Origin of the sequence: Caballeronia sp. Sq4a (genome assembly GCF_023170545.1) — a bacterium.
Classification (GTDB): domain Bacteria; phylum Pseudomonadota; class Gammaproteobacteria; order Burkholderiales; family Burkholderiaceae; genus Caballeronia.
Map to the genome: position 1 here is coordinate 697,424 of NZ_CP084252.1, position 24,123 is coordinate 721,546.

Annotated in this window: 20 protein-coding genes; 7 read left to right on the forward strand and 13 right to left on the reverse strand. The window is 63.7% G+C overall.

Going from position 1 to position 24,123, the window contains the following annotated elements; genetic code table 11:
- Window positions 1-27 precede the first annotated feature (27 nt).
- Window positions 28-1,581, reverse strand: a complete 1,554-nt coding sequence (locus LDZ24_RS28065) for a methyl-accepting chemotaxis protein (protein ID WP_305854730.1) — start codon at window positions 1,579-1,581, stop codon at window positions 28-30.
- 510 nt (window positions 1,582-2,091) lie between these two features.
- Between LDZ24_RS28065 and LDZ24_RS22745 the strand changes: the two genes are divergently transcribed.
- Both LDZ24_RS22745 and LDZ24_RS22750 read left to right on the forward strand, forming a co-directional pair.
- Complete coding sequence (locus LDZ24_RS22745; protein WP_248323480.1) at window positions 2,092-4,839, forward strand: PAS domain-containing protein; 2,748 nt, start codon at window positions 2,092-2,094, stop codon at window positions 4,837-4,839.
- Between the two features lie 323 nt (window positions 4,840-5,162).
- Window positions 5,163-5,813, forward strand: a complete 651-nt coding sequence (locus tag LDZ24_RS22750) for a hypothetical protein (RefSeq protein WP_248323481.1) — start codon at window positions 5,163-5,165, stop codon at window positions 5,811-5,813.
- 65 nt (window positions 5,814-5,878) lie between these two features.
- Here the strand turns inward: LDZ24_RS22750 and LDZ24_RS22755 are convergent, their stop codons facing one another.
- The 3 genes from LDZ24_RS22755 to LDZ24_RS22765 form a co-directional block, all read right to left on the reverse strand.
- The gene (locus tag LDZ24_RS22755) at window positions 5,879-6,229 is read right to left on the reverse strand and encodes a hypothetical protein (RefSeq protein ID WP_248323482.1); all 351 of its coding nucleotides are present in this window, start codon (window positions 6,227-6,229) and stop codon (window positions 5,879-5,881) included.
- 83 nt (window positions 6,230-6,312) lie between these two features.
- On the reverse strand, window positions 6,313-7,539 hold the full coding sequence (locus LDZ24_RS22760) for an MFS transporter (protein ID WP_248323483.1): 1,227 nt from the start codon (window positions 7,537-7,539) through the stop codon (window positions 6,313-6,315).
- Between the two features lie 396 nt (window positions 7,540-7,935).
- Window positions 7,936-9,012: an MBL fold metallo-hydrolase gene (locus LDZ24_RS22765; RefSeq protein ID WP_248323484.1), complete on the reverse strand. Its 1,077-nt coding sequence runs from the start codon at window positions 9,010-9,012 to the stop codon at window positions 7,936-7,938.
- Window positions 9,013-9,458: 446 nt separating this feature from the next.
- On the opposite strand from LDZ24_RS22765, the gene LDZ24_RS22770 reads away from it, so the two are divergent.
- Window positions 9,459-9,812 carry a hypothetical protein gene (locus tag LDZ24_RS22770; protein WP_248323485.1) on the forward strand — a complete coding sequence of 118 codons (354 nt, stop codon included), beginning with the start codon at window positions 9,459-9,461 and terminating at the stop codon, window positions 9,810-9,812.
- Between the two features lie 6 nt (window positions 9,813-9,818).
- Here LDZ24_RS22770 and LDZ24_RS22775 read toward each other — a convergent pair whose 3' ends face one another.
- Complete coding sequence (locus LDZ24_RS22775; protein WP_248323486.1) at window positions 9,819-10,838, reverse strand: GlxA family transcriptional regulator; 1,020 nt, start codon at window positions 10,836-10,838, stop codon at window positions 9,819-9,821.
- A 119-nt stretch (window positions 10,839-10,957) separates the two neighbouring features.
- Here LDZ24_RS22775 and LDZ24_RS22780 point away from each other — a divergent pair, with 119 nt between their 5' ends.
- Window positions 10,958-11,599, forward strand: coding sequence for an HD domain-containing protein (locus tag LDZ24_RS22780; protein WP_248323487.1), 642 nt, complete (start codon window positions 10,958-10,960; stop codon window positions 11,597-11,599).
- A 20-nt stretch (window positions 11,600-11,619) separates the two neighbouring features.
- Here the strand turns inward: LDZ24_RS22780 and LDZ24_RS22785 are convergent, their stop codons facing one another.
- Complete coding sequence (locus LDZ24_RS22785; RefSeq protein ID WP_248323488.1) at window positions 11,620-12,387, reverse strand: SDR family oxidoreductase; 768 nt, start codon at window positions 12,385-12,387, stop codon at window positions 11,620-11,622.
- A gap of 461 nt (window positions 12,388-12,848) precedes the next feature.
- Here LDZ24_RS22785 and LDZ24_RS22790 point away from each other — a divergent pair, with 461 nt between their 5' ends.
- Complete coding sequence (locus tag LDZ24_RS22790) at window positions 12,849-14,606, forward strand: ATP-binding protein (protein ID WP_248323489.1); 1,758 nt, start codon at window positions 12,849-12,851, stop codon at window positions 14,604-14,606.
- 39 nt (window positions 14,607-14,645) lie between these two features.
- On the opposite strand, the gene LDZ24_RS22795 is transcribed toward LDZ24_RS22790, so the two are convergent.
- Genes LDZ24_RS22795 through LDZ24_RS22810 form a run of 4 tightly spaced genes read right to left on the reverse strand, consistent with a single transcriptional unit; the run spans window position 14,646 to window position 17,995 of the window.
- A complete protein-coding gene (locus LDZ24_RS22795; protein WP_248323490.1) occupies window positions 14,646-15,098 on the reverse strand; it encodes a thioesterase family protein in 453 nt (150 codons plus the stop codon).
- A 3-nt stretch (window positions 15,099-15,101) separates the two neighbouring features.
- Window positions 15,102-16,049: an L-carnitine dehydrogenase gene (locus LDZ24_RS22800; RefSeq protein WP_248323491.1), complete on the reverse strand. Its 948-nt coding sequence runs from the start codon at window positions 16,047-16,049 to the stop codon at window positions 15,102-15,104.
- A gap of 19 nt (window positions 16,050-16,068) precedes the next feature.
- A complete protein-coding gene (locus LDZ24_RS22805; RefSeq protein WP_248323492.1) occupies window positions 16,069-16,998 on the reverse strand; it encodes a 3-keto-5-aminohexanoate cleavage protein in 930 nt (309 codons plus the stop codon).
- 58 nt (window positions 16,999-17,056) lie between these two features.
- Window positions 17,057-17,995: a choline ABC transporter substrate-binding protein gene (locus tag LDZ24_RS22810; RefSeq protein ID WP_248323493.1), complete on the reverse strand. Its 939-nt coding sequence runs from the start codon at window positions 17,993-17,995 to the stop codon at window positions 17,057-17,059.
- A 180-nt stretch (window positions 17,996-18,175) separates the two neighbouring features.
- On the opposite strand from LDZ24_RS22810, the gene LDZ24_RS22815 reads away from it, so the two are divergent.
- The gene (locus LDZ24_RS22815; RefSeq protein WP_248323494.1) at window positions 18,176-19,147 is read left to right on the forward strand and encodes a GlxA family transcriptional regulator; all 972 of its coding nucleotides are present in this window, start codon (window positions 18,176-18,178) and stop codon (window positions 19,145-19,147) included.
- A gap of 2 nt (window positions 19,148-19,149) precedes the next feature.
- Here the strand turns inward: LDZ24_RS22815 and LDZ24_RS22820 are convergent, their stop codons facing one another.
- From LDZ24_RS22820 to betC, 3 genes are all read right to left on the reverse strand, one after another.
- Window positions 19,150-20,325 (reverse strand): porin, encoded by a 1,176-nt coding sequence (locus LDZ24_RS22820; protein ID WP_248323495.1) that lies wholly within the window; start codon window positions 20,323-20,325, stop codon window positions 19,150-19,152.
- 130 nt (window positions 20,326-20,455) lie between these two features.
- Entirely contained in the window at window positions 20,456-21,403 is a 948-nt protein-coding gene (locus tag LDZ24_RS22825; protein ID WP_248323496.1) for a choline ABC transporter substrate-binding protein, read from the reverse strand.
- A gap of 41 nt (window positions 21,404-21,444) precedes the next feature.
- On the reverse strand, window positions 21,445-22,980 hold the full coding sequence (gene betC / locus LDZ24_RS22830; RefSeq protein WP_248323497.1) for a choline-sulfatase: 1,536 nt from the start codon (window positions 22,978-22,980) through the stop codon (window positions 21,445-21,447).
- Window positions 22,981-23,107: 127 nt separating this feature from the next.
- On the opposite strand from betC, the gene LDZ24_RS22835 reads away from it, so the two are divergent.
- On the forward strand, window positions 23,108-24,007 hold the full coding sequence (locus tag LDZ24_RS22835; protein WP_248323498.1) for a LysR family transcriptional regulator: 900 nt from the start codon (window positions 23,108-23,110) through the stop codon (window positions 24,005-24,007).
- Window positions 24,008-24,123 lie beyond the last annotated feature (116 nt).

Genomic DNA, 24,123 nt, shown 5'->3' on the forward strand with positions numbered 1-24,123 from the left:
CGCCCTAAGCCGGTCCCTGCTCTGCGCTCAGTGCGTCTTGAACGCAGACACCGCCAATCCCAGCCGACGCGCCTGATCGTCAAGCGACGTGGCCGCCGCCGCCGCTTGCTCGACGAGCGCGGCGTTCTGCTGCGTCACGTCGTCCATCTGCGCGACCGCCCGGTTGATTTCCTCGATGCCCCGGCTTTGCTCGTGCGTCGCGGCGGAGATCTCGCTCATGATGTCGTTGACACGCTGAATCGACGTGACGATTTCCTTCATCGTGTCGCCGGCCCGATCGACGAGCTGCGTGCCCGCCGTCACCTTGTCGACGGAGGTTTCGATGAGCGCCTTGATCTCCTTCGCAGCCGATGCGCTGCGCTGCGCCAGCGTGCGCACTTCCGTCGCGACGACCGCGAAGCCCCTGCCTTGCTCGCCCGCGCGCGCGGCTTCGACCGCTGCGTTGAGCGCGAGGATGTTAGTCTGGAACGAGATGCCTTCGATGACCGCGATGATCTCGGCCACGCGAGCCGAGCTCTCCGAGATCTCGGACATCGTCGAGACGACCTGCCCCACGACTTCGCCGCCCGTTTGCGCGGTCGCTGCCGCGTTCTCTGCGAGTTGAGCGCCCTGGCTCGCGTTCTGCGCGCTCTGCTGAACCGTGCTGGTCAGTTCCGCGAGGCTCGAAGCGGTTTGTTCGAGCGATGCAGCCTGCTCTTCCGTGCGTTGCGACAAGTCCGTATTGCCGGCCGACACTTCGCTCGATGCCGTGCCGATCGAATCGGAGCTCGTGCGAATCTGGGTCATCAGGTTCACGAGATTGGCCTGCATCGCGGCGAGCGCGGCCAGAAGCAGGCCGGGCTCGTCCTGACTGTCGGCTTCGATGCGCGCGGTCAGGTTGCCCTTCGCGATGCCGTCGGCGGCATCCACTGCACGACGCAGCGGCACGCAGATGGCGCGGGTCAGCCAGAGGCCGAGCATCGAAGCGAGCGCCACGGCGATCAACGTGCCGACCGCGAGAACGGCTACCGTCACGGAACGAAGGTGCTGAACTTCATCGCTGCGCTGCGTCAGCAGCGAGGCCTCTGCTTCGCGGAAGTCCCGCAGCGTCGCCCGCATGTCGTCCATTTGCGCCTTGCCGGACTGCGACTTGAAGTTGCGCGCGAACTCTTCGAGCGAACCGTTGCCCGCCGCGACCGCGCGGCGCGTTGCCATCATCGGCTCGACGACCGTCGCGTACCAGGCACGTTGCTGCTCGCCGAGCGCCTTCAGGCGCGCCTGCTGCTGGGCGTTGTCGGCCGTGAGCGAGCGCAGTTGCTCGAAGCGCTCCGCGAAGCGCTGCTTGCCCGAGTTGAGCGGCGCGAGCACTTCGTCGTCGCCGCTCACGGCGAATGCGCGCAGCCCGGTTTCCATATTGACGAGCGAGAGTGTCGCCTCGTCTGCCGCCTGGAGGACCTTATAGGAATGGTCATTCCATGCAACCGCTTCGGACAAGCGCGACAGGTTGCTGTAGCTCACGCTCGAGAGAAGCACGAGGATCGCCAGCACGGCGCCGAAAGCAAGCGCCAGCTTCTTTGATACCGAAAAGTTTCGAATGCTCATAGATAAGTCGGTCGTCGGCGCGGCACCCACCACGCCTGAGAACCGTAGTACGTCCATCGGAGCGCGCATACGCACTTACGCACTTGCTGTCGCATCCCGTCGCAAGGCCCGTTGTGCTTCGGTAGGGAATGCAGTCCCCGTTATCGGCGCGGTCATGCCGATTCTTTAGCCCATTCGTTTCGCCGAGATGGCCGACCTGCACGCGGCGTCACGCCTTTGCGGGAGCCAGCAATACTTACCTTCGCTTCCCCTGTTCCATCGCGCCGCTGCTCATGCCTCGAACGGTCGACGTTTGATCTAAGCCGACGCACGCAAACATTCGCTGCCAGCGCCGACTCGCTGACATCGATGCGTCATCGCGATGTGCTCCTTTCGTCTAAAATAAGCCGTTCCCCAGCTGCATCGTGAGTGCGATGCGAGAACCCGCTGTCGATCGTTCGAAGCAGTCATGCCCAGATCATCGTCGCATTCTTGAGTTCTAGTAAACGCATGCACGCTAACGAAGACGCATTGACACTTGCATTGCTGGACGCGAACCCCGCCTTGTGCGCGGTGCTCGGGCCGGACTTCTGCGTCGTCGAGGCCAACACGCGGTTCAAGCAGCAGTTCGGATGGTGGCCGGCCGGTGCGGACGCCGAGCCGTTTCTGTCCGTCATACGCGCCAGGTTGCCCTTGCTTTCTCGCGATGCCTCTTGTGCGCGGCTCACGTCCGCGGCGACGCAAGCACTCGACGAGCGTCGCGTGGTCAGCACGACCGAAGCGTTAGCGGACGAGTCGGGTACCGGCGGCATCCGGACGTGGCGCTTCGAATTTCGCCCGTTGGCGACCGGCGATGCCGCCCCTTCCGCGCCGGCCCTGCTCCTCATCGCGCAACCGGACCCGCGACCCGCGCTCTCAGAGCCCGAGCACGAAGTGCCCGACTCCCGCGAGCCCGCCGCTTCAGCGGACCCGCAAGCAACAGCGGGCGACTACAAGCTGCTTGCGGAGGTCATGCCCATCATCGTCTGGACCGCGCGGCCCGACGGCGCGCTCGATTACCTGTCGAGCGTCGTGTTCCAGCACACGGACCCGGATCAGCACTTGCTCGGCCGCGCATGGGAAGCGCTGCTGCACCCGAACGACCGCGAGAACACGCTCGCGCGCTGGGCGGCATCGGTCGCCAGCGGCACGGATTATCTGATCGACCATCGCTTCCGGCAGACGGACGGCACTTATCGCTGGATGCGCTCGATCGCGAGCCCCATGCGTCACAGCGACGGCGCGATCGTCCGCTGGGTCGGCGCGACCATCGACGTCGGCAATCCCGGCAACGTCGAGCTGGACCGCATGCGCCTGGAGTCGCGCTATCGCGCGCTCGTGACCGTGGCGAGCGCGGTGGCGTATGTCTGCGATGCAATGGGCCGGTTCGTCGCCCCTCAGCCGTCGTGGGAGCGTTATACGGGACAGCCGTGGGAAGAGCACCGCGGTTATGGCTGGGCCGAGATGATTCATCCGGACGACCGCGCGACGTCTCAGGCGGCGCTCGACCAGTCGCTCCACACCGACACGCCGTATCGCGCGGACGTGCGCGTGTGGCACGCCGCGTCGTCGACGTTCCGGCGCTGCCAGGTCCGCGCGGCCGGCACTCACGACGAGCAGGGCGAGATATTCGAGTGGGTCGGCATGATCACCGACGTCGAGGAAACGCTGCGCACCGCGCAAAGCCTGCGCGACGAGCGGCACCGTCTTCATCTGGCGATCGAAGCCGCCGACATCGGCACGTTCCATTGCCCGGTGCCGCTCGACCGCATCGTGTGGAATGCCAAGTGCAAGGAACACTTCTGGCTGCCGGCGAACGCGGGCGTAAGCATGGACCTGTTCTACTCGCGGATTCACCCGGACGACCGCGACAAGACGCGCGTGGCCGTCGAGCAGTCTGTTACGCACGGCGTTCCGTACGACGTCGAATTCCGGACCGTTTCGGCATCCGGCGAGATTCGGTGGATTCGCGCCAAAGGCGGCACGCACGTCGACGAGCAAGGCCAGCCGCAGCGCTTCGACGGCATCACCATCGACATCTCGCGCCACAAGACGTTGGAGTTCGAGCGCGACCGGCTGCTCGCGAACGAGCGCCTGCTGCGCCTCGAAGCGCAACACACGAACCAGCTGAAGGACACGTTCCTCGCGACCGTGTCGCATGAACTGCGCACGCCGCTCAACGCGATGCAATCGTGGCTCTTTCTGCTCAAGCAGGAGAACGCGAACCCCGGCCTGACCGCGCGCGGCATCGAGGCGATCGCGCGCAATGTGCAGTTGCAGTCGCGGCTCGTCGACGATCTGCTGGACCTGAGCCGCATCGCGGCGGGCAAGATGCTCATCAGCGCGGAGCCGTTCGATCTCGTGCCGCTGCTCAAGTCGGAGATCAGCGACATCGAACTCGCAGCCGGCGCGAAACGCGTCACGGTGACGGCCGATCTGCCCGACACGCTCATCATCGAAGGCGATCAGATGCGGCTGCGTCAGGTTTTCTCGAACCTGCTCAGCAACGCGCTCAAGTACAACGGACAGAACGGGCGCATTTGCGTGCTTGCGACGAGCACAAGCAATCGCGTGGAAGTGCAGGTCGCGGACAACGGCGCGGGCATTCCGGCTTCGTTCATCGACCGCGTGTTCGAGCCGTTCGCGCAGGCGTCGCAGGCGACGACGCGCACCTTCGGCGGACTCGGCATCGGGCTTGCGATTGCGCGCAGCATCGTGACGCTGCACGGCGGCTCGATCACGGCGCACAGCGACGGCGAAGGACGCGGCAGCACGTTCACGGTTCAGCTTCCGCTGGCGTCGGCGCAGTGGTCGCTGCATAGCGCATCCGGCGCGGCGGACGTCGCGTCGTCTTCCGACGAGGCGCTCGCGGGCCTCTCGATCCTGCTCGTCGAGGACGAAGCCGACGCGCGCGAGGCGATGCGCGCCGTCCTCGAATCGGCGGGCGCGGCCGTGCGCGATGCGGAATCGGCTGCCGAAGCCCGAGGGTGCATCGCGGCGCAGGCGTTCGATGTCGTGCTGTCGGACATCGGCATGCCTCGCGAAGACGGCTATGTGCTGATGCGGTCGTTGCGCGAGGCGGGCTGGACGTTTCCCGCCATCGCCGTGACGGCGTTCGGCAGGCCCGAGGACAAGGCCCGCGCATTGCAGGCGGGCTTCGACCTGCATCTGGCGAAGCCCGTCGATCCGGAAACGCTTTTCAACGCGATCAGGCAGGTGACGGCGACGCATCGCCGGTAGAGCATTTGATTGCGTGGATGAGACGCGGCGCCGCTTAGGCTGGCGCTGCGCCGCGCGATTGCACGCCCTTGCGGGCAGCTTTGAGCGAAGCGAGCCGCCGCCGTAAAAAAGCGACGATGCCATGCGTCGATGGCGCGTGCAGCCAATGCATGGGACCTATCGTCCTCGTCGCAAACGAAGCGCCGGATACAACCCGAGGCCAACACACGATCACGCCCACTCAAGATTGTTCGAGCGGCTCCGTAAACACAAGTATCAAAAGACATCGGCGCGTCGCCCATTCAGCGCGACGCGTTCTCCTCAGCCAGGAAGCTCTCGCAATCATGAAGTTGTTGCTCGCTATCGCGGCAGGCGCCGTCGCGCTCTCCGCCCCGCTCGTTCACGCACGCGAAATTTATGGCCAGATCGGCACCGAAGGCGCAGGCATTGGATTTTCGCAGCCGCTCGGCAACCGCGACAACGTGCGCGCCGAGTTCAACGGCGTGCAGTTCTCGCGCAGCTTCAGTTCGGGCGATCTGCATTACGACGGCACCGCGCATATCTATCACGGCGGCCTCTACCTCGACTTCTTTCCCGCGCCGGACACCGTGAGCTTCCGGTTCACGGCGGGCGCGCTGATCGGCAACGATAATGTCGATGCCACCGCCACCAGCCCGAGCGGCACCTACACGATCAACGGCACGCCGTATTCGACGCTCGGCGAAAGCATTCACGCGAGAGCGCGCTTTCCGACGGTGCGGCCGTATCTCGGCATCGGCTTCGGTCATACGCCGGTGGCGCAAAAGGGCTTCTCCGCATTCTTCGATGCAGGCGTCGCCTATGGCCGTCCGCACGTCAACCTCGACGTGCCGGCCGATATCGTTGCCGAAGCCGGCGCGGCGAACATCGAAGCCGAAGAACGCAGGTTGCAGGACAAGGCGGACAAGCTGCGCTTTTATCCGATCGTCAAGGTCGGCGTGACGTATCGGTTCTGACAGATGACGGAGGGTCGGGGTTGCGGGCTCGACGCTTTCGCAAACGGCACGAGTTCATCATCGATCTAGCCCTGCTTGCCGGGGTCTGGCGGCGTGGGCGTGGCTGCGTCGATGGTGCGGCCACCGGCCCGCTGAAGCGCGGCCTCGACGTCATGCGCGCGGGCTTCATCGACGCGCGCAGTCAATATGTAGCGCGACACCTCGCCCTGATGCCTGAAGCGTTTGTCGTACTCTTCTTCCGTACCGAGCGATGTCACGCTGTCGCCCGCCAGAAAATTGCCGCGCACGGGGCCCGCTTCGTCCGCTTGAAACGCAATATCTACCGCGTCCGCGTCGACGCCCGCCTCTAGCAGCGCTTCGCGCGCCTGCTCGGCTTCCTCAAGAGACCGAAATACCCTTGCAATCGTCGTCTCCATGCTCCTCTCCTGTCGGCTTCATGGTGACGCAATCGGCGTGCCGCGGAGGGAGTTCTCGCTGGCGCAGCCAAACGATTCGAACATCAGTCGAGCGACGGCTTCGCCGCCATCGCCATGCCCGAGCGCGCAAGCGCCGTCACGCGATGCAACGTCACGAGACCGAGTACCGCCAATACGGCGCCGAGCATGAAGTCGGTTTCCACGCCCGCATGGTCGACGATCGCGCCGCCGACGGCGGACCCCGTCGCGATGGCCACCTGAATGATGCTCACGAACATCGCGGAGCCGGCTTCCGGATAATCGGCCGTCCCGCTTTGAATCCACACGCTGAAGCATAGCGGCAGCGCGCCGAATGCGATGCCCCAGATCAGCATGGCGGCAGTCTCGCCGATGTGCGAATGCCCGAGAAGCAGCATCGACATGATCGCGGCGAGAAGCAGCACGATCATGGCGCCGACGGATTTGACGAGATGTTTCGCCACGATCATCGACATCAGCGCGTTCGAGAAGAAGCCGATGATGCCGAAGCCCAGCAACAGCAAGGTGATGGCGTTCAGCGAGAAGTCCTGCTCCAGCAACGGCGCGATATACGTGTAGGTCGAAAAATGCGCGCCGAAAGCGAACGCGACCATCACCATGCTAAGGCGCGCGTGCGGCCGCGCGAGCAGCGCGCGGAAGTCCTGAAGACGCAGCGCGGATGCGGACGGCAGCCGCGGCACGAGCAGCGCCTGAGCGATCAGCGCCACTGCGACGAGGCCCGCGGTCGCTGCGAACGAAAGACGCCACGAAGCGAACGATGCGATGAAGATGCCGAGCGGCACGCCGATCACGGTGGCGAACGTCACGCCCGTGAGGATGATCGCCGTGGCTTTCGCCGCATCGTTGCCTTGCACGAGTCGCGGGGCCGCAGCCGTCGCGAGCGTCCAGAATCCGCCGAGCGCCGCGCCGAGCAGCGCGCGACCGACGAGCATCGTGATCAGGCCCGGCGCCATCGCGCAGACGACGTTGGAGACGAAGAGCACCGCCGTGAGCAGCAGAAAGACGTATCGACGGTCCATGCGGCCCGCGCCGACGAGCAGCGTCGGGGCGAAGATGGCGGCCATCACGCCGGGCGTCGTCACCATCAGGCCCGCGACCCCCGGACTCACGCCCAGGTCGTGCGCGATTTGCGGCAGCAGGCCGACCGGCAGGAATTCCGCCGTCACGAACGCAAATGCGCTCACTGCGACGGCGAGCACCGCAAGCCATTGACGCAGCGTGGTTGTCTGGCCGTTCGATGTTCCGGAGTTCGTAGTGGTGTCGAGGTGCATGAGGATCGAGACGAATAGGGAGCAACGCTTCGGCCTAGCGTTCGACATCGAACGGCCGGCGCGACGAATGCCACACTGTAGGGGTATACGCGATCACGAAAAAGGCCGGAGCCTCGAATTGACAATCCGGGGCGGGCGAACAATCGCGCGTGGGAACTCAGGCGTGGGATAGACGTGCGGCTGGTCGATTTGACCGAATAGGCAGGTTCCGTACGTCACGTTCTTACTGACGTCTCGCATCGTGAACGAAGCATGTCTTCTGCGTCGGATGTCGCCTCTTGTGAGCGATCGAGCCGCAGTGAGACAACGTTCGTCGAAGGCAGTTCATTACCTCACGGGCGGCACGCTCATTAGCGTGTCGCAATGACATAGCGGGGACTCGGACCGGCGCGACCTTCAGGTGCCGCCCATGTAAAACTCGTCGCGGTTATTGCCGCTCGTTCGAATGCAGATCGGCGACCGATACAGCGGCTCGGCATACTTCGTCCCCGGCAGTTCGTCGCGTATCTTCGTGAAGAGGGGCGCGAGGCCGTTGTCGAGCCACAAGCCCCAGATTGCATCGTGATGATCGGGCAGAAAGAGCTTGGGCTTGAACAACTGAAGATGCTGGAACGTGAAGCTCAATTGCGTTTCCGCAATCGGATGCGGCGTCCACGGAAAGATGCCGACATCCACGCCCGGCGCCACGCTCGTCGCAAGCTGCAACTCTTCGGGGCTGGGATTGCTCACGCTGTCGAACCACACGATCTTGAAGCCGTTCGGGAACGTGAACGTGAAGCCCATCGTGCCTTGCGTGACGATGTTCGGATCGCTCGATCCGCGCGCCGAAACCGCATCGTGTTGCTGCTGTTCGGCGGCGGTCAGTGGTGGCGCATCGAGTGCGTAGAGCGCGGCGAGCTGAGTCGTCAATCCGGCTTCGATCGTGCTGTGAATGATATGCGTCGGCGTGATGCTGATATCGCCATACGTGAACTTCTCGGTATTGTTGCCCGTCACCGTGGTGGTCTGCGCGACGGGCACGCCGAGCACCTGCGCTTCCTTCGTCGTGATGGCGGAGCCGATGACCTGTGCCTTCGTCTGCGCCGCGACCGCGGCGACATCGCTGATGTGATCGGAATGAGCGTGGCCGATCAATATCACGTTCGCCTTTTGCACCTGCGACACGGTGAAGCCGAGCGGCGCCGTGCGCGCAGGCCGCTCGTAGTACGTGTCCATGATGACGACCACGCCGTGATACGCGAGCTCGTAGTTTGCGGTGCCGAGCCAGCGCAGCACTGCGGTATCGCCTTGCGGAAGCGGCCCGCCCTGCGAAGCGGGAACGAGACTCTGACACGCGGGATCGGATGCGAGCGGCGCGTCCGCCGCGTTGGCCGGCGTGATGCCGGAGTCGTGGTCGTGACCGCACGCGGATAGCAACGAAGTCGATGCAATCAGCGCCGCGATCAAGGTTCGCACATGGCCAGCCCTTCTCATGACATGTCTCCTTGGTGGACTACCGGCAGAAAACCTGAATCCTCGGGTCATGCGAAAGCTGGCTTCGAAACGATACTAGTCCCCGAAAAACGCGCGCGTCTATATGCCCTGCAGCATTTACTTCAGAGCGAATGCGCGTTATGTTGAATACGGTCACGACAGTCTTACGCCAGCGCCATCAGCCGGGCCGGCGCGACGTTGCCTTCCATTGAGCGGAGGAATAGCGTTACTTATGCCCAGGTATTCATCTCCGTCGAGGAAGACTTGTCGAAACGCGCAAGAGACGACGCGGCGGAATCGCGCGTGCGTCGCCGTCGACGCGCTCTACGAGCAATTGAAGGAAACGGCGGTGCTCTGATCAATCCGCCGCAGCGGCCGCAGCAACGAACTGCGTCATACAGGCCGACATACGCTGTCTAAACAGGTGGACATCTCAGGAGACAACCATGGCTGGCGTAGGAAGCGAAAAGGTATTCGAGAACGACAAAGTCATCGTATGGAACTTCGTGCTCCAACCCGGCGAAGAGACGCCGGTTCATACGCATGAGCACTCGTACATGTGGTACGCAATAGAAGGCGCGCCGCTCCATATCTATGACAAGGACGGCGCGGACTTAGGCATCTTCGAAGTACCGACGGGCGCCGTGTATTCGCTCAAATGCGAGGGCGGCTATCTCGAAGTGCTCTCGGAACTGGGCAAGGGCGCCCGCGTGCCGGCCACGCACAAGGCGCGCAATGACGGCACGCGGCCGTATCGCGAAGTGCTCGTCGAATACAAGGACGCCATGCCGGCAAGCTAAAGCGGCTCAGGGTCCCGGCCGCGTCCTCGAGCGCGCCGAACTCGCGTCCGCGCCCTCGTCAGCGCGTGCAAGGGTCATGAACCGCTTTCGGTACTCCGAAGGCGTCACGCCCACGTGCTTGACGAAGGTGCGCCGCAACACGTCCGCATTCGCGAACCCGCATTTCGCAGCGAGCTGTTTCGGCGCATCGCCGCGCGTCTCGATGAGATTGCGCGCCGCTGCCACACGCGCCGATTCCACCCACACCGCCGGCGTCACGCCCACTTCTGCCTGAAAGAGCCGGGCGAAATGGCGCGGGCTCAAACGGGCATGCGCGGCCATGCTGGCCACGCTATGGTCGAGCTCGGGCCGCGCCGCGACGAGCCGCTGCACTTCCTGCAAGACCGAGCGGCCCGCTGGCTGCGCCCGGCCCTTGCGGCTGAACTGCAACTGTCCGCCGGGGCGCTTGAAGAACATGACGAGCTGACTGGCGACGCGCATCGCGATCTCGCGGCCGAGATCTTCCTCGACGAGCGCGAGCGACAGATCGAGGCCGGCCGTCACGCCCGCGGCCGTGCGCAGCTTGCCATCCCGCACATAGAGCGCGTCCGGCTCCGCGGTCACGGTCGGATAGCGGCGCGACAACTCGTCGATACAAGACCAGTGAGTCGTGACGCGCTTCCTCTCCAGCAAGCCTGCTTCGGCAAGAATGAACGCGCCGGTGCATACGGAGCCGAAGCGTTTCGATCGCTTCGCAACCGTCCTAAGCCACTCGCGCAACGTGGTCGAGATCGTCATGGTCGATGCGTGAGGCGCGCCGGCGACAAGCAGCGTATGCACCGCAACGAAGTCGTCGCCGACTACCTCGTCCGGCAGCAGCCGCGCGCCCGACGAACTTCTCAACTGCCCTCTCCGAGTGCCGACGATCTTCAACTCGTACTCGTCGCGCCCCGTCTCGACGTTGGCCTGCGCGAACACGTCGAGCGGCCCGCACACGTCGAGCATCTGCACGCCGGGCACCGCAAGAATGGCGATTGTCTTGGCCATGACAGCATGATTCTCCAGGTCCGAATGTCGCGCGAAATGGCAGAATTCGGCGTTTCACGCGTAACAAAGCCAACGATACCACGGCTGACAATAGTGCTCATCCACCCCAGGAGAACATCATGAGCACTAGCGCGAATACCGTTGCCATTCCGGATAGCCGGCTCGCCCGGGCGATCACGGAGTTCGTCCGCGATACGGAGACGGAGCTTCTTTTCAATCATTCGAGCCGTGTGTATTGCTTCGGCGCGCTTGCCGGCCAGCGGCGCGGCGTGAAGTTCGACGCGGAACTGCTCTACGCCGGCGCCATGTTCCACGACATGGGCCTCATGCCTTCGCACAGCAGCCATACCGAGCGTTTCGAAGTGGACGGCGCGAACGCCGCACGCGACTTTCTGAGGCAGCATGGCATCGCCCCGGCCGACATCGATCTCGTGTGGACCGCCATCGCGCTTCATACGACGCCGGGCGTGCCGCAACATATGCATCCGGTGATCGCGCTCGTCACCGCGGGAGTCGAGATGGACGTGCTCGGTCTCGCTTACCCGGAGTACAGCGAGGCGGAAAGAACCGCTGTCGTCAGTGCGTATCCGAGGACCGAGCACTTCAAGGAGGAAATCATTCAGGCGTTCTACGACGGCATCAAACACAAACCTCACACGACGTTCGGTAACGTTAAGGCCGACGTCATCGCGGACAAGGAACCGCGTTTTCGGCCGGGCAACTTCTGCTCCGTTATCCGCAACTCGGCGTGGCGCGGGTAGGCGTCGGTGCTGCGCGAGCGTCAGAGCACCGCGAGCCAGCCGCCATCGACATAGATGATCTGTCCGTTCACATAGCTCGATGCGGACGACCCGAGATAGACCGCCGTGCCGACGAGTTCTTCGGGCCTGCCCCAGCGCCCTGACGGGTTGCTGCTCTTGACCCACTTGTCGAACTCGGCGTTGTCGACAAGCGCCTGATTCATGTCGGTTAGGATATAGCCGGGGCCGATGGCGTTGGCCTGGATATCGAACGGCGCCCACTCGGCGCTCATGGCGCGCGTGAGCATCTTGATGCCGCCCTTGGCAGCCGTATAGGGCGCCACCGTCGCGCGCGCGCCTTCGCTCGTCAACGAGCCGATATTGATGATCTTGCCGCCGCGCTTGCGCTCGATCATGCGCCGCGCCGCTTCTTTCGCGACGATGAACGCGCTCGTCAGATTAGTGTCGATCACGCGTTGCCAGTCGGCGAGCGCGAGCTCGATCATCGGCTTGCGGAACTGGATGCCCGCGTTGTTCACGACGATGTCGACTGCTATGCCTTGCGCGTCCCACGCTGCGAATGCGGCCGCAACGGATGCTTCGTCGGTGACGTCGAAGGCCTGGCCGCGTGCGTCGAAGCCTTGCGCGAGCAGCCGGCTCACGGCGGCATCGACGGTCTCCGCCTTCGTCCCGTTGACGATGACGCGCGCGCCAGCCGAGGCAAAGCCCTCCGCGAGCGCATAGCCGATGCCGCGCGCCGAACCCGTGACGAGCGCCGTGCGGCCGCTCAGATCGAACAACTTGTTCATGCTGTTTCCTTGTGTGATGCGCGCGATGAGCGCGAGCGCCGTCCTCTATGCCAATGCATAAGCCTTCGTGCATCGGCAGCAAGCGCGCTGGTCGCGCCTCCTGCTGCCGGACAATAGCCGAAGAACGCATGCTGCGTCTGTTGATCGTACGGGTTATGGCACGCCGTGAGAATCGCGCCGTGGAATGCGAGGTCCGCGGGCACGTACTGTAATCGCCCTGCCCGGCATCGCATTGAACGCGCATGATTACGCGATTGCTCGCGGATCGGATCACTGGCAATGGGACGAGCCGTTCAAAAGATCGGGAAGCTAGCAGAGGGCCTTGGTAGGAAACAATCAGGGTCGACCCTCCGCGTGAGCAACGTAACAGAGGTCGCCGGGAGGAGGCACGCCGGCTGCTAGCAGACGTCGGTTGGCGCATTGCGCCGTGCATCTACGTGGGCTCCGGAGGACGCTGACACATGAACATCGACCGTGACTTACCAGCCGACGCGTACCGGATCGTTTTCAGGCTGCTGCCGAGCCCTTGCCTGCTGCTCTCGGTCGACGAAGGCTACACGATTCTGGATGCGAACGAGGCGTACCTGCGCGAGACCGTCAGCGAACGCGAGCATCTGGTCGGCCGCCCGGTATTCGACGCGTTCCCCGACAATCCCGACGATCAGAAGACACAGGCGACGAAGATTCTCGGCGACTCGCTGCAGCGCGTGGTTCGGCTGCGCCGTACCGACGCGATGGCGTTGCAGCGTTACGACGTGCCGGACCGGTCGAGTGATACCGGCGCGTTCATCGTGCGCTACTGGAGTCCGATCAACATCCCGCTCCTGAACGCGGACGGCTCCGTGGCGTTCATCATTCATCGCGTCGAGAACGTCACCGACTTCGTGATGGAGGTACACAGCCGCACGTCGGCGCGGCACATCCCGGCATGCGATCGCGCAAGCAAGCACGTCGAAAGCGAATCGGAGCTGATTCGCCGAAGCCGGCAGCTATCGAATTCGAATCAGGAACTGCGCAGGCTGAGCGAGGAGGCGTTCGCGCTCGCGGCCCGGCTGAAGGACGAGAGCATCAGGAAGGACGAGTTCCTCGCGATGCTCGGTCATGAGCTGCGCAATCCGCTGGCGGGGCTCGCATCGGAGTTTCAGCTTATCGACAGGACCGATGCCGAGCAAGGCGTGCCGCAGGAAATCGGCTCGCTGATCAACCGCCAGATCGGCACGCTCACGCGTCTCGTGGACGATTTGCTCGATGCGTCGCGTGTCTCGCGCGGCACCATCCAGTTGCATCGCGAGCCGATCGATCTGCGCATGGTCATCGAAACGGCCGCCTACTCCGTGCGAAAAGAATTCGAGGCCAAAGGACATTCTCTCGTCATCGACCTCGCGCCGGGCGATTACGCGATGAACGGCGACGCCACGCGCTTGCAGCAGGTGGTCGCCAACCTGCTCTCGAACGCGGTCAAGTTCACGGACCCGGGCGGCAACATCGGCATGCGTTTGTCCGCGAGCAAGGCGAACGAAGAACGCCGGGCCGTGCTCATCGTCGAGGACAACGGTCGCGGCATTCCCGCGCGCCATCTGGAGTCCATCTTCGAGCTGTTCGCGCAGGTCAATACGACGCTCGACCGCGCCGAGGGCGGTCTCGGCATCGGTCTGAATCTGGCGCGCCGGCTGGTGGAACTGCACGACGGCACGCTCGTGGCGCGGTCCGAGGGCGAGGGCAAGGGCAGTCGGTTCATCGTCGATCTACCGCTTTCGGCCGAAGCGCAGCGAGCGGTTCCGGCGACGGAGCAGCTGATCTTCCACGGCGATCAGGACGTCTCCATCCTGCTGGTGGAGGACAACGAGGACGTGCGAGCGGCGACGGCCGCGATGCTGGAGTCGCTCGGGTACACGGTCGCGACTGCATGCGACGGCAAGAGCGGCGTGAACGCGATGGTGGCGCGGACGCCCATGGTGGCCATCGTCGATATCGGCTTGCCCGGCATCGACGGCTTCGAAGTGGCGCGGCGCGTGAAGGAAACGCTCGGCAACAAGCGTCCGCATTTGATCGCGCTCAGCGGCTACAGCGGCCCTGAAGTGACCGAGCGCGCCATAGAAAGCGGCTTCGACGATGTGTTCGTCAAGCCGATCGATATCGGACTGCTGCGGCGATCCATTCACGGCGTCATGGCGAAGCGCCACGCGGCGGAGTTAGGCTTAGGGGAACCGAGCGCGTGACTCGCGTGCTTTGATGCGAAGCACGCCTAACGACCGCCCTCAAGGCAAGCCGATGATCCTGCCCGCATAGACCGCCTCCGTCGCGGGAATCGTCGCCTGTGCCGCGATGTTCGCCGCGATGTCTTCATCGAACGAAGCGGCTTTCGGCGCGCCGCTCGTGTCGATATGCATGAGCATCTGTTCGCAAGCGGACGCCGGCTCGACGCTCTCTCCTTCGAACATCTGCAAATACAGATGTATGCGCTTCCTGTCGTGCGCAATGACGCGCGCATCGACGCGCACGGCCGCGCCTTCCTTCAGTTCGCGCAGATAGCTGACATGCGCCTCCAGCGTGTACAGCGTGCGATGCCGCGCGCGCCGCGCCGTGTCTCCAAGGCCGATGTCGTCCATGAAAGCATCCGTTGCGAGACTGTAGATCAGCATGTAGAACGCATCGCGCAGATGCCCGTTATAGTCGACCCACTCGGGCCTGACCGTGTCGCGATAAATCATCTGTCAGTCCTCGATGCCGTGACGCGTCTTGGCCGCTGTGATCGCCTCGATCACGCTCGTGATGCAGTCGTCGCGATACCGTTCCAGATCCTTGATGCTGCGTCCCTTCGTCTGCTTCGCGGTGCCGTCCACGACGCGGTCGATGAGTTCATCGGTCAACTCGGGCGCGATGAGCTTCGTCCACGGCAGTTGCAGCGCGGGCCCGAACTGCTGCATGAAGTGCCGCATGCCCGCTTCGCCGCCCGCGAGCGTGTAGGTCAGAAACGTTCCCATGAACGACCAGCGAATGCCGGCGCCGTAGCGAATGGCGTCGTCGATCTCGCCTGTCGTCGCCACGCCTTCATTCACCAGATGCAGCGCCTCGCGCCACAACGCTTCGAGCAGTCTGTCGGCGATGAAACCCGGCACCTCGGCGCGCACGCGTAACGGCCGCATGCCGATGGAAGCATAGAACGTCATGGCTGCGTCGATCGATTCTTCCGACGTGCTCCCGCCGCCCAGCACTTCCACGAGCGGCAGCAGATACACCGGGTTGAATGGATGGCCGACGACGCATCGCTCGGGGCGAACCGCGCTCGCATAGAAGTCGCTCGGCAAGAGTCCCGATGTCGACGACGCGATGATCGCCTCGGGTTTCGCCGCGCGGCTCACGCGCTCATGCAGCGCGAGCTTTAGGTCTTCGCGCTCGGGCGCGCTCTCCTGTATGAAGTCCGCGCTGGCGACGCACTCCTCCACGCTCGACACCACGCGCAGCCGTTGCTGCGAGGCGCCCGGCGCCAGCCCGACGCGCTCCAGCGCGGGCCATGCGTTCGCGACGTTCGCGCGAACCACCGCTTCCGCATTCGGCGCCGGGTCCCACACGGTGACATCGAGACCATGCGCGAGGGCGCGCGAAACCCATCCACTACCGATGACGCCCACGCCTAACGCGGCGAATTGCTTCACTTGCATGTGCTCGCTCCTTCAGTGCTCACGCGAATTGTTCGACTGCGCGCTTTTCCAGCGCACGCTCGCCGCGCGCCGGCAGGCCGAGTTTTCTGCGCCCCTCGGCGGGCGTCAGCGCGCGGCCCCCCAGGCGTTCGATGATCTCGACGGCTCGCTGCACCAGCGTTCCGTTGCTCGCCGGCACGCCGCGATCCAGCCACAGATTGTCTTCGAGACCGACGCGAACATGGCCGCCGAGCAGCATCGCCTGCGCGACCATCGGCATCTGCATCCGGCCGATGCCGAAGCCGGCCCAATGCGCGCCGGGCGGCAAGTTGTCGACCATCGCCTTCATCGTGCCCGTGTCGGGCGGCGCGCCCCACGGAATGCCCATGCACAGTTGAAAAAGCGGCGGCGCATCGAGCAGACCCTCTTTGAGCAGTTGATTCGCGAACCACAAGTGCCCGGTATCGAATATTTCGAGTTCGGGCTTCACGCCCAATTCCTGTATCCGCTTCGCGCCCGCTCGCAATTGCGCGGGCGTGGAAACGTAGATGTAGTCGCCATCGCCGAAGTTGAGCGTGCCGCAATCGAGCGTGCAGATTTCGGGCAGCAACTCCTCGACATGCGCGAGACGCGTGAGGCCGCCGACCAGGTCCGTGCCCTTGCCGAAGCGCATCGGCTCTTCGCCCGGACCGATCTCCAGATCACCGCCCATGCCCGCGGTCAGGTTGATGATGACGTCCACGTCCGAAGAGCGGATGCGGTCCACCACTTCGCGGTACAACGCGGGATCGCGGCTGCCTCGTCCGGTGCGAGGATCGCGCACATGGCAATGCGCGACGGTCGCGCCGGCGCGCGCGGCTTCGATCGCTGCATCGGCAATCTCCTTGGGCGTCACCGGAATCGCGGGGTGCCTGTTGGTCGTGTCGCCCGCTCCGGTGACTGCGCAAGTAACGATGACTTCGTAGTTCATGTTTATCTTGATACCTAAGTACTTCGAAAGACCGGTGAACGCGTCACCGGGGCGGAAATCAGAAGCCGAGATACTGTTTGACCGCGGGCAGACCGTCCTTTCCATCGACGGTCTTCACGCCAGCAAGCCACGAATCGAGCAGTTGCGGGTTCTGCTTGAGATACGCCTTCGCTGCATCGGCGGGGCGTTCCTTGTTCATCACCGGCTGCATGAGGCGGTTCTCGAGATCGGTCGTGAAGCGCAGATTCTTCACGAGCTTGCCCGCGTTCGGGCAGCGCGCGAGGAAGTCCGGGTTGGTCAGCGTATAGACGCGCGCCTCGCCATAGTTCGGGCCGAATACGTCGTCTCCGCCCGCCAGATAGTTGATCTTCATCTGGATGTTCATGGGATGCGGCTCCCACGCGAGGAACACGACCGGCTTCTTCTCGCGGATCGCGCGTTCCACGGTCACGAGCATTCCTGCTTCGCTCGATTGAACCAGCTTGAAGCCGCCGAGACCGAACTGATTCGTGTCGATCATCTTCTGAATCTTGGCGTTCGCGCTGCTGCCCGGTTCGATGCCGTAGATCGTGCCATCGAGCTCGTCCTTGTGCTTCGCGATATCGGCAAAGCTCTTGATACCCGCGTCGTACGCATAGCTGGGCACGGCGAGCGTCGCCTTCGCGCCCGAGAGATTGGGCGGCTCGATCTTGTCGATGCTCTTGGCATCGAGAAACGGCTGCACCGCCTTCTCCTGCACCGGCCACCAGTAGCCGAGCGACACGTCGATCTGTTTGTTCTTCAGGCCCGCGAGCGAGATCGGCACCGATGCGACCGTGGTCCGCGGCGTATAGCCGAGCCCTTCGAACAGCACCGACGCGAGCGCCGTCGTCGAGGTGATGTCCGTCCAGCCGATATCGACGAAGCGCACGGTGCGGCAGGTCGCATCGTCGTTCGCATAGGCGACGTGCGCGGCGCATGCGGATGCTACGAGAAGCGAGAGCAGGCGAAGTTTCATGGTGGCGTGACCGTCGAAAGAACGTGTGTAGAAAGTACCGCTGCATTAAACCACCGGAACGCCTCATTGCGACCACGAATTGACCGCGAGCGACCTGCGGGTTTACAGGGACACGCCCGATTGCGCGCGCTTTTTGCACTTGATAGCGTGACGGATCGCTGACCGGTGCGCCCTATATCGATGCCCGTTCCTCAAGACTTCCACTTCCTGCTGCTGCCGCAGTTCTCGTCGATCGGCTTCATGTCCGCGATCGAGCCGCTGCGCGTGGCGAACCGCTTCAGGGGCGAGCTGTACCGCTGGCACATTGTTTCGGTCGATGGCGGGCCGGTCGTCGCGAGCAACGGCATTTCGCTCAATGCGGAGCGTTCCATCGACGAAGCCGCCGATGTGCGCGCGCTCATCGTCGTATCGGGATTCGAGCCGCTCGCCGCGTACACGCGCGGCATCGGCGAGTGGCTGCGCAGACTGGATCGCGCAGGCGCGACGCTCGGCGGCATCGATACGGGGAGTTTCATTCTTGCCGAAGCGGGGCTGCTCGCGGGCAAGCGCGTGACCTTGCACTGGGAGGCGCTGGCGGCATTCGCGGAGCAGTATCCGTCCATCGAAACGAGCCAGGAGATCTTCGAGATCGACGCGCGACGCATCACCTGCGCGGGCGGCACGGCATCCATCGACTTGATGCTCGACCTGATCGCGCGCGATCACGGCGCGGAACTCGCCGCGCAAGTCTCCGAGCAGTTCGTGCTCGGGCGCATCCGGCAGCGCAGCGATCATCAGCGCATGAAGATCGCCGCGCGTTACGGCATTCATAACCGCAAGCTGATACAGGTGATCGGCGTGATGGAGCAGCACATGGAAGAGCCGCTTGCGCCCGATGCGCTGGCCGAATCCATCGGCGTCACGCGGCGACAGCTGGAACGCCTATTCTGCTCGGCGCTGAAGGACACGCCGACGCATTTCTATCTCGGCCTGCGTCTCGCGCGCGCCCGGGAACTGCTTCAGCAAACCGACATGTCGATACTCGCGGTCTGTGTCGCGTGCGGCTTCGAATCGCCTTCGCATTTTTCGCGGACGTATCGGGCGCGCTTCAATGCGAGCCCGCGGGAGGACCGCAGCGCCGTGCGCGCCGCGATCACCGCCCGGGCCGCCTGACCTCAGAACGAGTGCCGCATGCCGACGCGCACATCTGCCTGCGTGTTCGACGTCGACGGCGTGAAGCTGTAGCCGATGACCGCGTCGACCGGGCCGGAAGAACGCAGATAATCGCCGGAGATATAGACGTCAGTGCGCTTCGACAAGAGATAGTGCAGCCCGAGCGATCCCTGATTCCAGTGATTGCCTTCGAATCGCGTGTGCTGGTAGCCGCCGTAGAGCGCGATATCCGGCCTGAAGTTATAGGATGCGCCCGCCTCGTAGACTCGCATGTAGGACGTCACGCCCAGCCCCTTGATGCTCGTCCACGTGAAATTGCCCGACACCATGAGATCGCCGATCGTCCACGCGGCGCCCATTGCGAGCGCGCCTTGCTTGTCGGTCGGAAACGCGTTCGTGCTGTAGAGGTCCGTGCGCGCGCCCGTCACGGGATCGATGCTGACGACGGGCTGCCCGAGGAACGTATGCGCGCCGATCATCGCATACGGATCGAACGCATAGATGCCATTGGGGTTATTCAATTGCGTATAGGCGATGCCTAAGTTAAACGTATTTGCGGCGTAGTGTCCGCCCACGCTCCACGCGCTATTGCGATGAAAGTTGCCCGCGACGTTGCCGAACGAATACATGCCGCCGAACGTGAAGCCGCCGTAGTTGCTGGACAGGAACTTCACCGAATTCGGCAGCCGGTCGCCGTTCATGCGGTCGAAGTCGCCCTGGTGAATCGCATAGCCGCTCGCCCACGCAGAGATGTTGTACAAATAGACGAACTCTTCGGTCATATCCAGCTGATTACCGAACGACACCTGGCCCCACTCCTTGCTTGCAAGACCCACGTACGCCTGACGGCCGAACTCCGCGCCGCCGAATGCGTAGCTTCCGTTGCCGAGATGGAAGCCCGACTCCAGCGCGAAGACCGCTTGCAGTCCGCCGCCCAGATCTTCCGTTCCGCGAAAGCCGATACGGTTGCCGTAAGAGATGCCGTCGTCGAACTTCACGACATGCGAACCGCCGGTGTTGTTCACATAGGTAATGCCTGCGTCGATAATGCCGTAGAGCGTCACGCTGCTTTGTGCTTGTGCTTGAAGAGGCGCGATGGACGCGCTTGCTGCGAGGACGAAACCGGTGATGCACGACGCGCGTCGTGCGTGGCGTTGTACGGCATTCGGTGTGTTCATCAGCGTGTCCTTTTTATTGTGGATCGACACGTAAAGTAAATTGCCATATACGTGGTGGCTCGACTAATTGCGACGCAAATGTGTTCAGTTGCGACGAGATCGCGCTGTACGCGTCGGCGCAGTGAGTCTGTTACTTCACGCCCAGCGCGCTTTGCACCGCTTCCAGTCCGTTGCCGCCGTTAGCCGTGGTCACGCCTTCGAGCCATGTTTTGAGGAGCGCGGGATTGCGCTTGAGCGCATCGGTTGCAGCCGAATCGATCTTCCGCTTCTTATCGAGCACGTCGGAAATGACGCCGTTCTCCAGGTCGACGTTGAACGCCATCTGCCGGAACAGACGCCCGACGTTCGGGCATTGCTGTTCATAGCCGCTGCGCGAGACCGTATTCACCGTCGCGCCGCCGAAGTTCGGACCGAGATACTTGTCGCCGCCATCCAGATAGACGAGCTTGAACTTCGTGTTCATCAGATGCGGCTCCCACGCGAGGAAAACGATGAACTTCTTGTCGCGTATGGCGCGCTCGACTTGCGTCAGCATGCCGGTTTCGCTCGATTCCACCACCTTCCAGTCGCCCAGACCGAAGGCTTTGTCGTCCACCATCTTCTTGAGGTTCTGGTTGGCCGGCGCGCCTGGCTCGATGCCGTAGATGCGCTTGTCGAACTTGTCGGCGTTCTTCTCCAGGTCCGCGAATGAGTGCACGCCCGCCGCCGCCACATAGTCCGGCACGGCAAGCGTGAACTTGGCGTTGGTCAGGTTCGGCCGCACCACGTCGATGGATTTCTCGTCGACGAACGGCTTCACGAGCGGCGCCTGCGCGGGCATCCAGTTGCCGAGAAACACGTCGATCTGCCCTTTCTTCAAGCCCTGATACGTGATCGGCACCGAGAGATTCGCGACGTCCTGCCGATAGCCGAGCGCCTTCAGCACGATGCCGCTCATCGCGTTGGTCGCGTCGATGTCGGTCCAGCCGGGATCGGCCATGCGCACCTGCGTGCAGGACGGCGGATCGGCGGCGAATGCGGCCGACGCCGCGCAGCCGAGCGCGGTATACAAAACTGCCTGAAATAGGACTGTTTTCATCTGCGTTCCTGTCGGTGAGTGCGGTTGATGGTCAAGCGGCTTTAGTGTTCGACGGCGGGAAAGCGCGCCATCGCTTCGAGATCGTCGAGGTCGAGATGATTGCGCATGTAACGCTGGCTCGCATCGACGTGAGGCTGCCAGTCCCACGACTGGATCGCCCCGCGCGTGGTCGACGCGAAATGGAAGTGTCGGCGGCGCTGGCTCGCCAGCACGTCGCGATGCAACGCGTCGAGATCCCAGCGGCGCGCCACTTCCTCGCGAAACGCGGCAACGAGCGCGCGGTGCCGTTCGTCCTCCGCGAGATTGCTGCGCTCGAACGGATCAGCGTCCAGGTCATATAGCTGGTCGGGATCGACCTTCGTATGAATGAACTTGTACGCGCCGCGCCGGATCATGACGATCGGCGCGATCGCGCCTTCGGCCAGATACTCGCCGATCGCTTCGTCATGACCGCCCGTTCCCTTCAGATGCGGCATGAGGCTGCGTCCGTCGATGGCATCGGGCCAGTCGCGCGGCTGGTCATTACCCGCGAGATCGACGAGCGTCGGCAGCAGATCGAGATGCGAGACGGAGTCGGCGACGCGATGCGCCTCGAAGCGCCCAGGCCGATGCACGATGAGCGGCACGCGGCAGCCGCCCTCGAAGAAGGTCATCTTGTACCAGAGGTTGCGCTCTCCGAGCATCTCGCCGTGGTCGGACGTGACGATGATCGTGGTGTCGTCCGCGAGTCCGGCCTGCTCCAGCGCTTCCAGAATGGCGCCGAACTGGTCATCGACATACGACACCGCGCCGTAATAAGCACGCCGCGCGTTGCGGATCTGCTGGTCGGTCGGCGGCGTGCGGTCGGCTTCGTAGACGTGACGCAGACGCCGCGAATGCGGATCGCTCGCTTCCAGCGAGTCGCGATGAAGCGGCATGTCCACATCCTCATCGCGGTACATGTCCCAGTATTTGCGCGGTATCGCATACGGGTCGTGCGGATGCGTCAGCGACGCCACCATCAGGAAAGGCCGCGCGTCCTTGCCCGCTTGCCGCTCGCGGGCGAGATCGAAGAGCTTCTGGCGGGCGGTGAACGTCACTTCGTCGTCGAAGTCGAGTTGATTGGTCCGCACGCACCGACCTGCATCGATGACGGAACTCATGTTGTGATACCACGATGGGCGCGTTTCGAAGTCGCGCCAGTCGGGCGTCCAGCCGAAATCGGCGGGATAGATATCGGTGGTGAGACGCTCTTCGAAGCCGTGCAATTGATCCGCGCCGCAGAAATGCATCTTGCCCGACAGGATCGTGCGATAGCCCTCGGCGCGCAGATAATGCGCGAAGGTCAGCGTCTCGGACGGAAACTCGGCGGCGTTGTCATAAGCGCCGATCTTCGAGGGCAGCTTTCCCGCCAGCAAGGAGAAACGCGACGGCGCGCACAGCGGACTCGCGCAGTACGCCGATTCGAACACTACGCCGCGACGCGCGAGCGCGTCGATATGCGGGGTCGTCGTCACGCGATTGCCGTACGCGGCGAGCGCGAACGGCGTGAGTTGATCGGCCATCAAAACAAGGATATTTTGTTTCGCTTCAAGCATGGAGCACGCCTCGAATAGAATCGGATGCCGGAATCCGCGCGCCCGGGGTGTTCGCGCAACGCCACTATTGCCGTCCGATTTTCGTCTGTGAAGACGACATTTCGTTATGCGCTCATAAGGAGCCGTTATGCCGCGACAAGACCGCCTGCCGCCCATGCAGGCGCTGCTGATGTTCGAATCCGCCGCGCGGCTCGCGAGCTTCACGGCGGCGGCGCGCGAACTCGGCTCGACGCAGCCCGCGGTGAGCCAGCGCGTCGTGCAGCTGGAAGAAGCGCTCGGGACGGCGCTTTTCGAGCGCGGCCATCGCGGCGTGACGCTCACCGAAGACGGCACGCGCCTCTTCGACGCGGTGCGTCAGGGCCTCGACGTCATCCGCCAGGCTACGAGCGATATCCGCTCGCGCCGTGCCCAGCGCGCGCTCACCTTGTCGACCGACTTCGGCTTCGCCACCTACTGGCTCATGCCGCGCCTGCCGCAATTCAAGGCGCTGATGCCCGATGTCGACGTGAAGATCATCACGTCGCAACAGATGCCGAGTGCGTCCGGCGACGGCGCGGACGTGGCCATCGTGTTCGGCGACATGCACGCCGACTGGGGCGCGCGCCGGGCCGTGAAGCTGTTCCCGGAACGTGTCACGCCGGTATGCAGCCCCACGTTCGCGGCGACGCACGACACGTCCGATCTCTCGAAGCTGCCGCTGTTGCACGTCGAGCGCACGCAGCCGGAGCGGTGGCTCTCGTGGAATGCATGGTTCGACGCGCAAGGACAGGCCGCGCCGCCGATGCACGGCGGGCTGACCTTCAACAGCTACGCGCTGGTGGCGCATGCGGCAGTCATGGGTCAGGGCGTCGCGCTCGGCTGGTCGCCGCTCATCGACGAACTGGTCGCTACGGGCCAGCTCGTCGCGTTGAGTGAAACCTCGCTCGTCACCGATCGCGGCTACATGCTGCTTACGCGACGCGAAGAACCGCCCGCCGTGCGCGCGTTTCAGGACTGGCTGCTGGACGAGTGCGACGCAATCGTCTGACGCAAACGGCTCGCCTTTTTTCTCGCCGTTTTTGTTGATTGACCGTTCAATATAAAAAAAGTAGCATGTGCCGACGCTCTGGTAAATGCCGAGGGCGGCGTGCTCTCACAGGTCGA

Bases quoted from the DNA above. Each gene is read 5' to 3' on its own strand.
- LDZ24_RS22755 (WP_248323482.1), bottom strand. From the start codon at position 6,229: ATGGAGACGACGATTGCAAGGGTATTTCGGTCTCTTGAGGAAGCCGAG.
- LDZ24_RS22770 (WP_248323485.1), top strand. From the start codon at position 9,459: ATGGCTGGCGTAGGAAGCGAAAAGGTATTCGAGAACGACAAAGTCATC.
- LDZ24_RS22790 (WP_248323489.1), top strand. From the start codon at position 12,849: ATGAACATCGACCGTGACTTACCAGCCGACGCGTACCGGATCGTTTTC.
- LDZ24_RS22775 (WP_248323486.1), bottom strand. From the start codon at position 10,838: ATGGCCAAGACAATCGCCATTCTTGCGGTGCCCGGCGTGCAGATGCTC.
- LDZ24_RS22800 (WP_248323491.1), bottom strand. From the start codon at position 16,049: ATGCAAGTGAAGCAATTCGCCGCGTTAGGCGTGGGCGTCATCGGTAGT.
- LDZ24_RS22785 (WP_248323488.1), bottom strand. From the start codon at position 12,387: ATGAACAAGTTGTTCGATCTGAGCGGCCGCACGGCGCTCGTCACGGGT.
- LDZ24_RS22805 (WP_248323492.1), bottom strand. From the start codon at position 16,998: ATGAACTACGAAGTCATCGTTACTTGCGCAGTCACCGGAGCGGGCGAC.
- LDZ24_RS22760 (WP_248323483.1), bottom strand. From the start codon at position 7,539: ATGCACCTCGACACCACTACGAACTCCGGAACATCGAACGGCCAGACA.
- LDZ24_RS22835 (WP_248323498.1), top strand. From the start codon at position 23,108: ATGCCGCGACAAGACCGCCTGCCGCCCATGCAGGCGCTGCTGATGTTC.
- LDZ24_RS22765 (WP_248323484.1), bottom strand. From the start codon at position 9,012: ATGAGAAGGGCTGGCCATGTGCGAACCTTGATCGCGGCGCTGATTGCA.
- LDZ24_RS22825 (WP_248323496.1), bottom strand. From the start codon at position 21,403: ATGAAAACAGTCCTATTTCAGGCAGTTTTGTATACCGCGCTCGGCTGC.
- LDZ24_RS22820 (WP_248323495.1), bottom strand. From the start codon at position 20,325: ATGAACACACCGAATGCCGTACAACGCCACGCACGACGCGCGTCGTGC.
- betC (WP_248323497.1), bottom strand. From the start codon at position 22,980: ATGCTTGAAGCGAAACAAAATATCCTTGTTTTGATGGCCGATCAACTC.
- LDZ24_RS28065 (WP_305854730.1), bottom strand. From the start codon at position 1,581: ATGAGCATTCGAAACTTTTCGGTATCAAAGAAGCTGGCGCTTGCTTTC.
- LDZ24_RS22815 (WP_248323494.1), top strand. From the start codon at position 18,176: ATGCCCGTTCCTCAAGACTTCCACTTCCTGCTGCTGCCGCAGTTCTCG.
- LDZ24_RS22780 (WP_248323487.1), top strand. From the start codon at position 10,958: ATGAGCACTAGCGCGAATACCGTTGCCATTCCGGATAGCCGGCTCGCC.
- LDZ24_RS22795 (WP_248323490.1), bottom strand. From the start codon at position 15,098: ATGATTTATCGCGACACGGTCAGGCCCGAGTGGGTCGACTATAACGGG.
- LDZ24_RS22810 (WP_248323493.1), bottom strand. From the start codon at position 17,995: ATGAAACTTCGCCTGCTCTCGCTTCTCGTAGCATCCGCATGCGCCGCG.
- LDZ24_RS22750 (WP_248323481.1), top strand. From the start codon at position 5,163: ATGAAGTTGTTGCTCGCTATCGCGGCAGGCGCCGTCGCGCTCTCCGCC.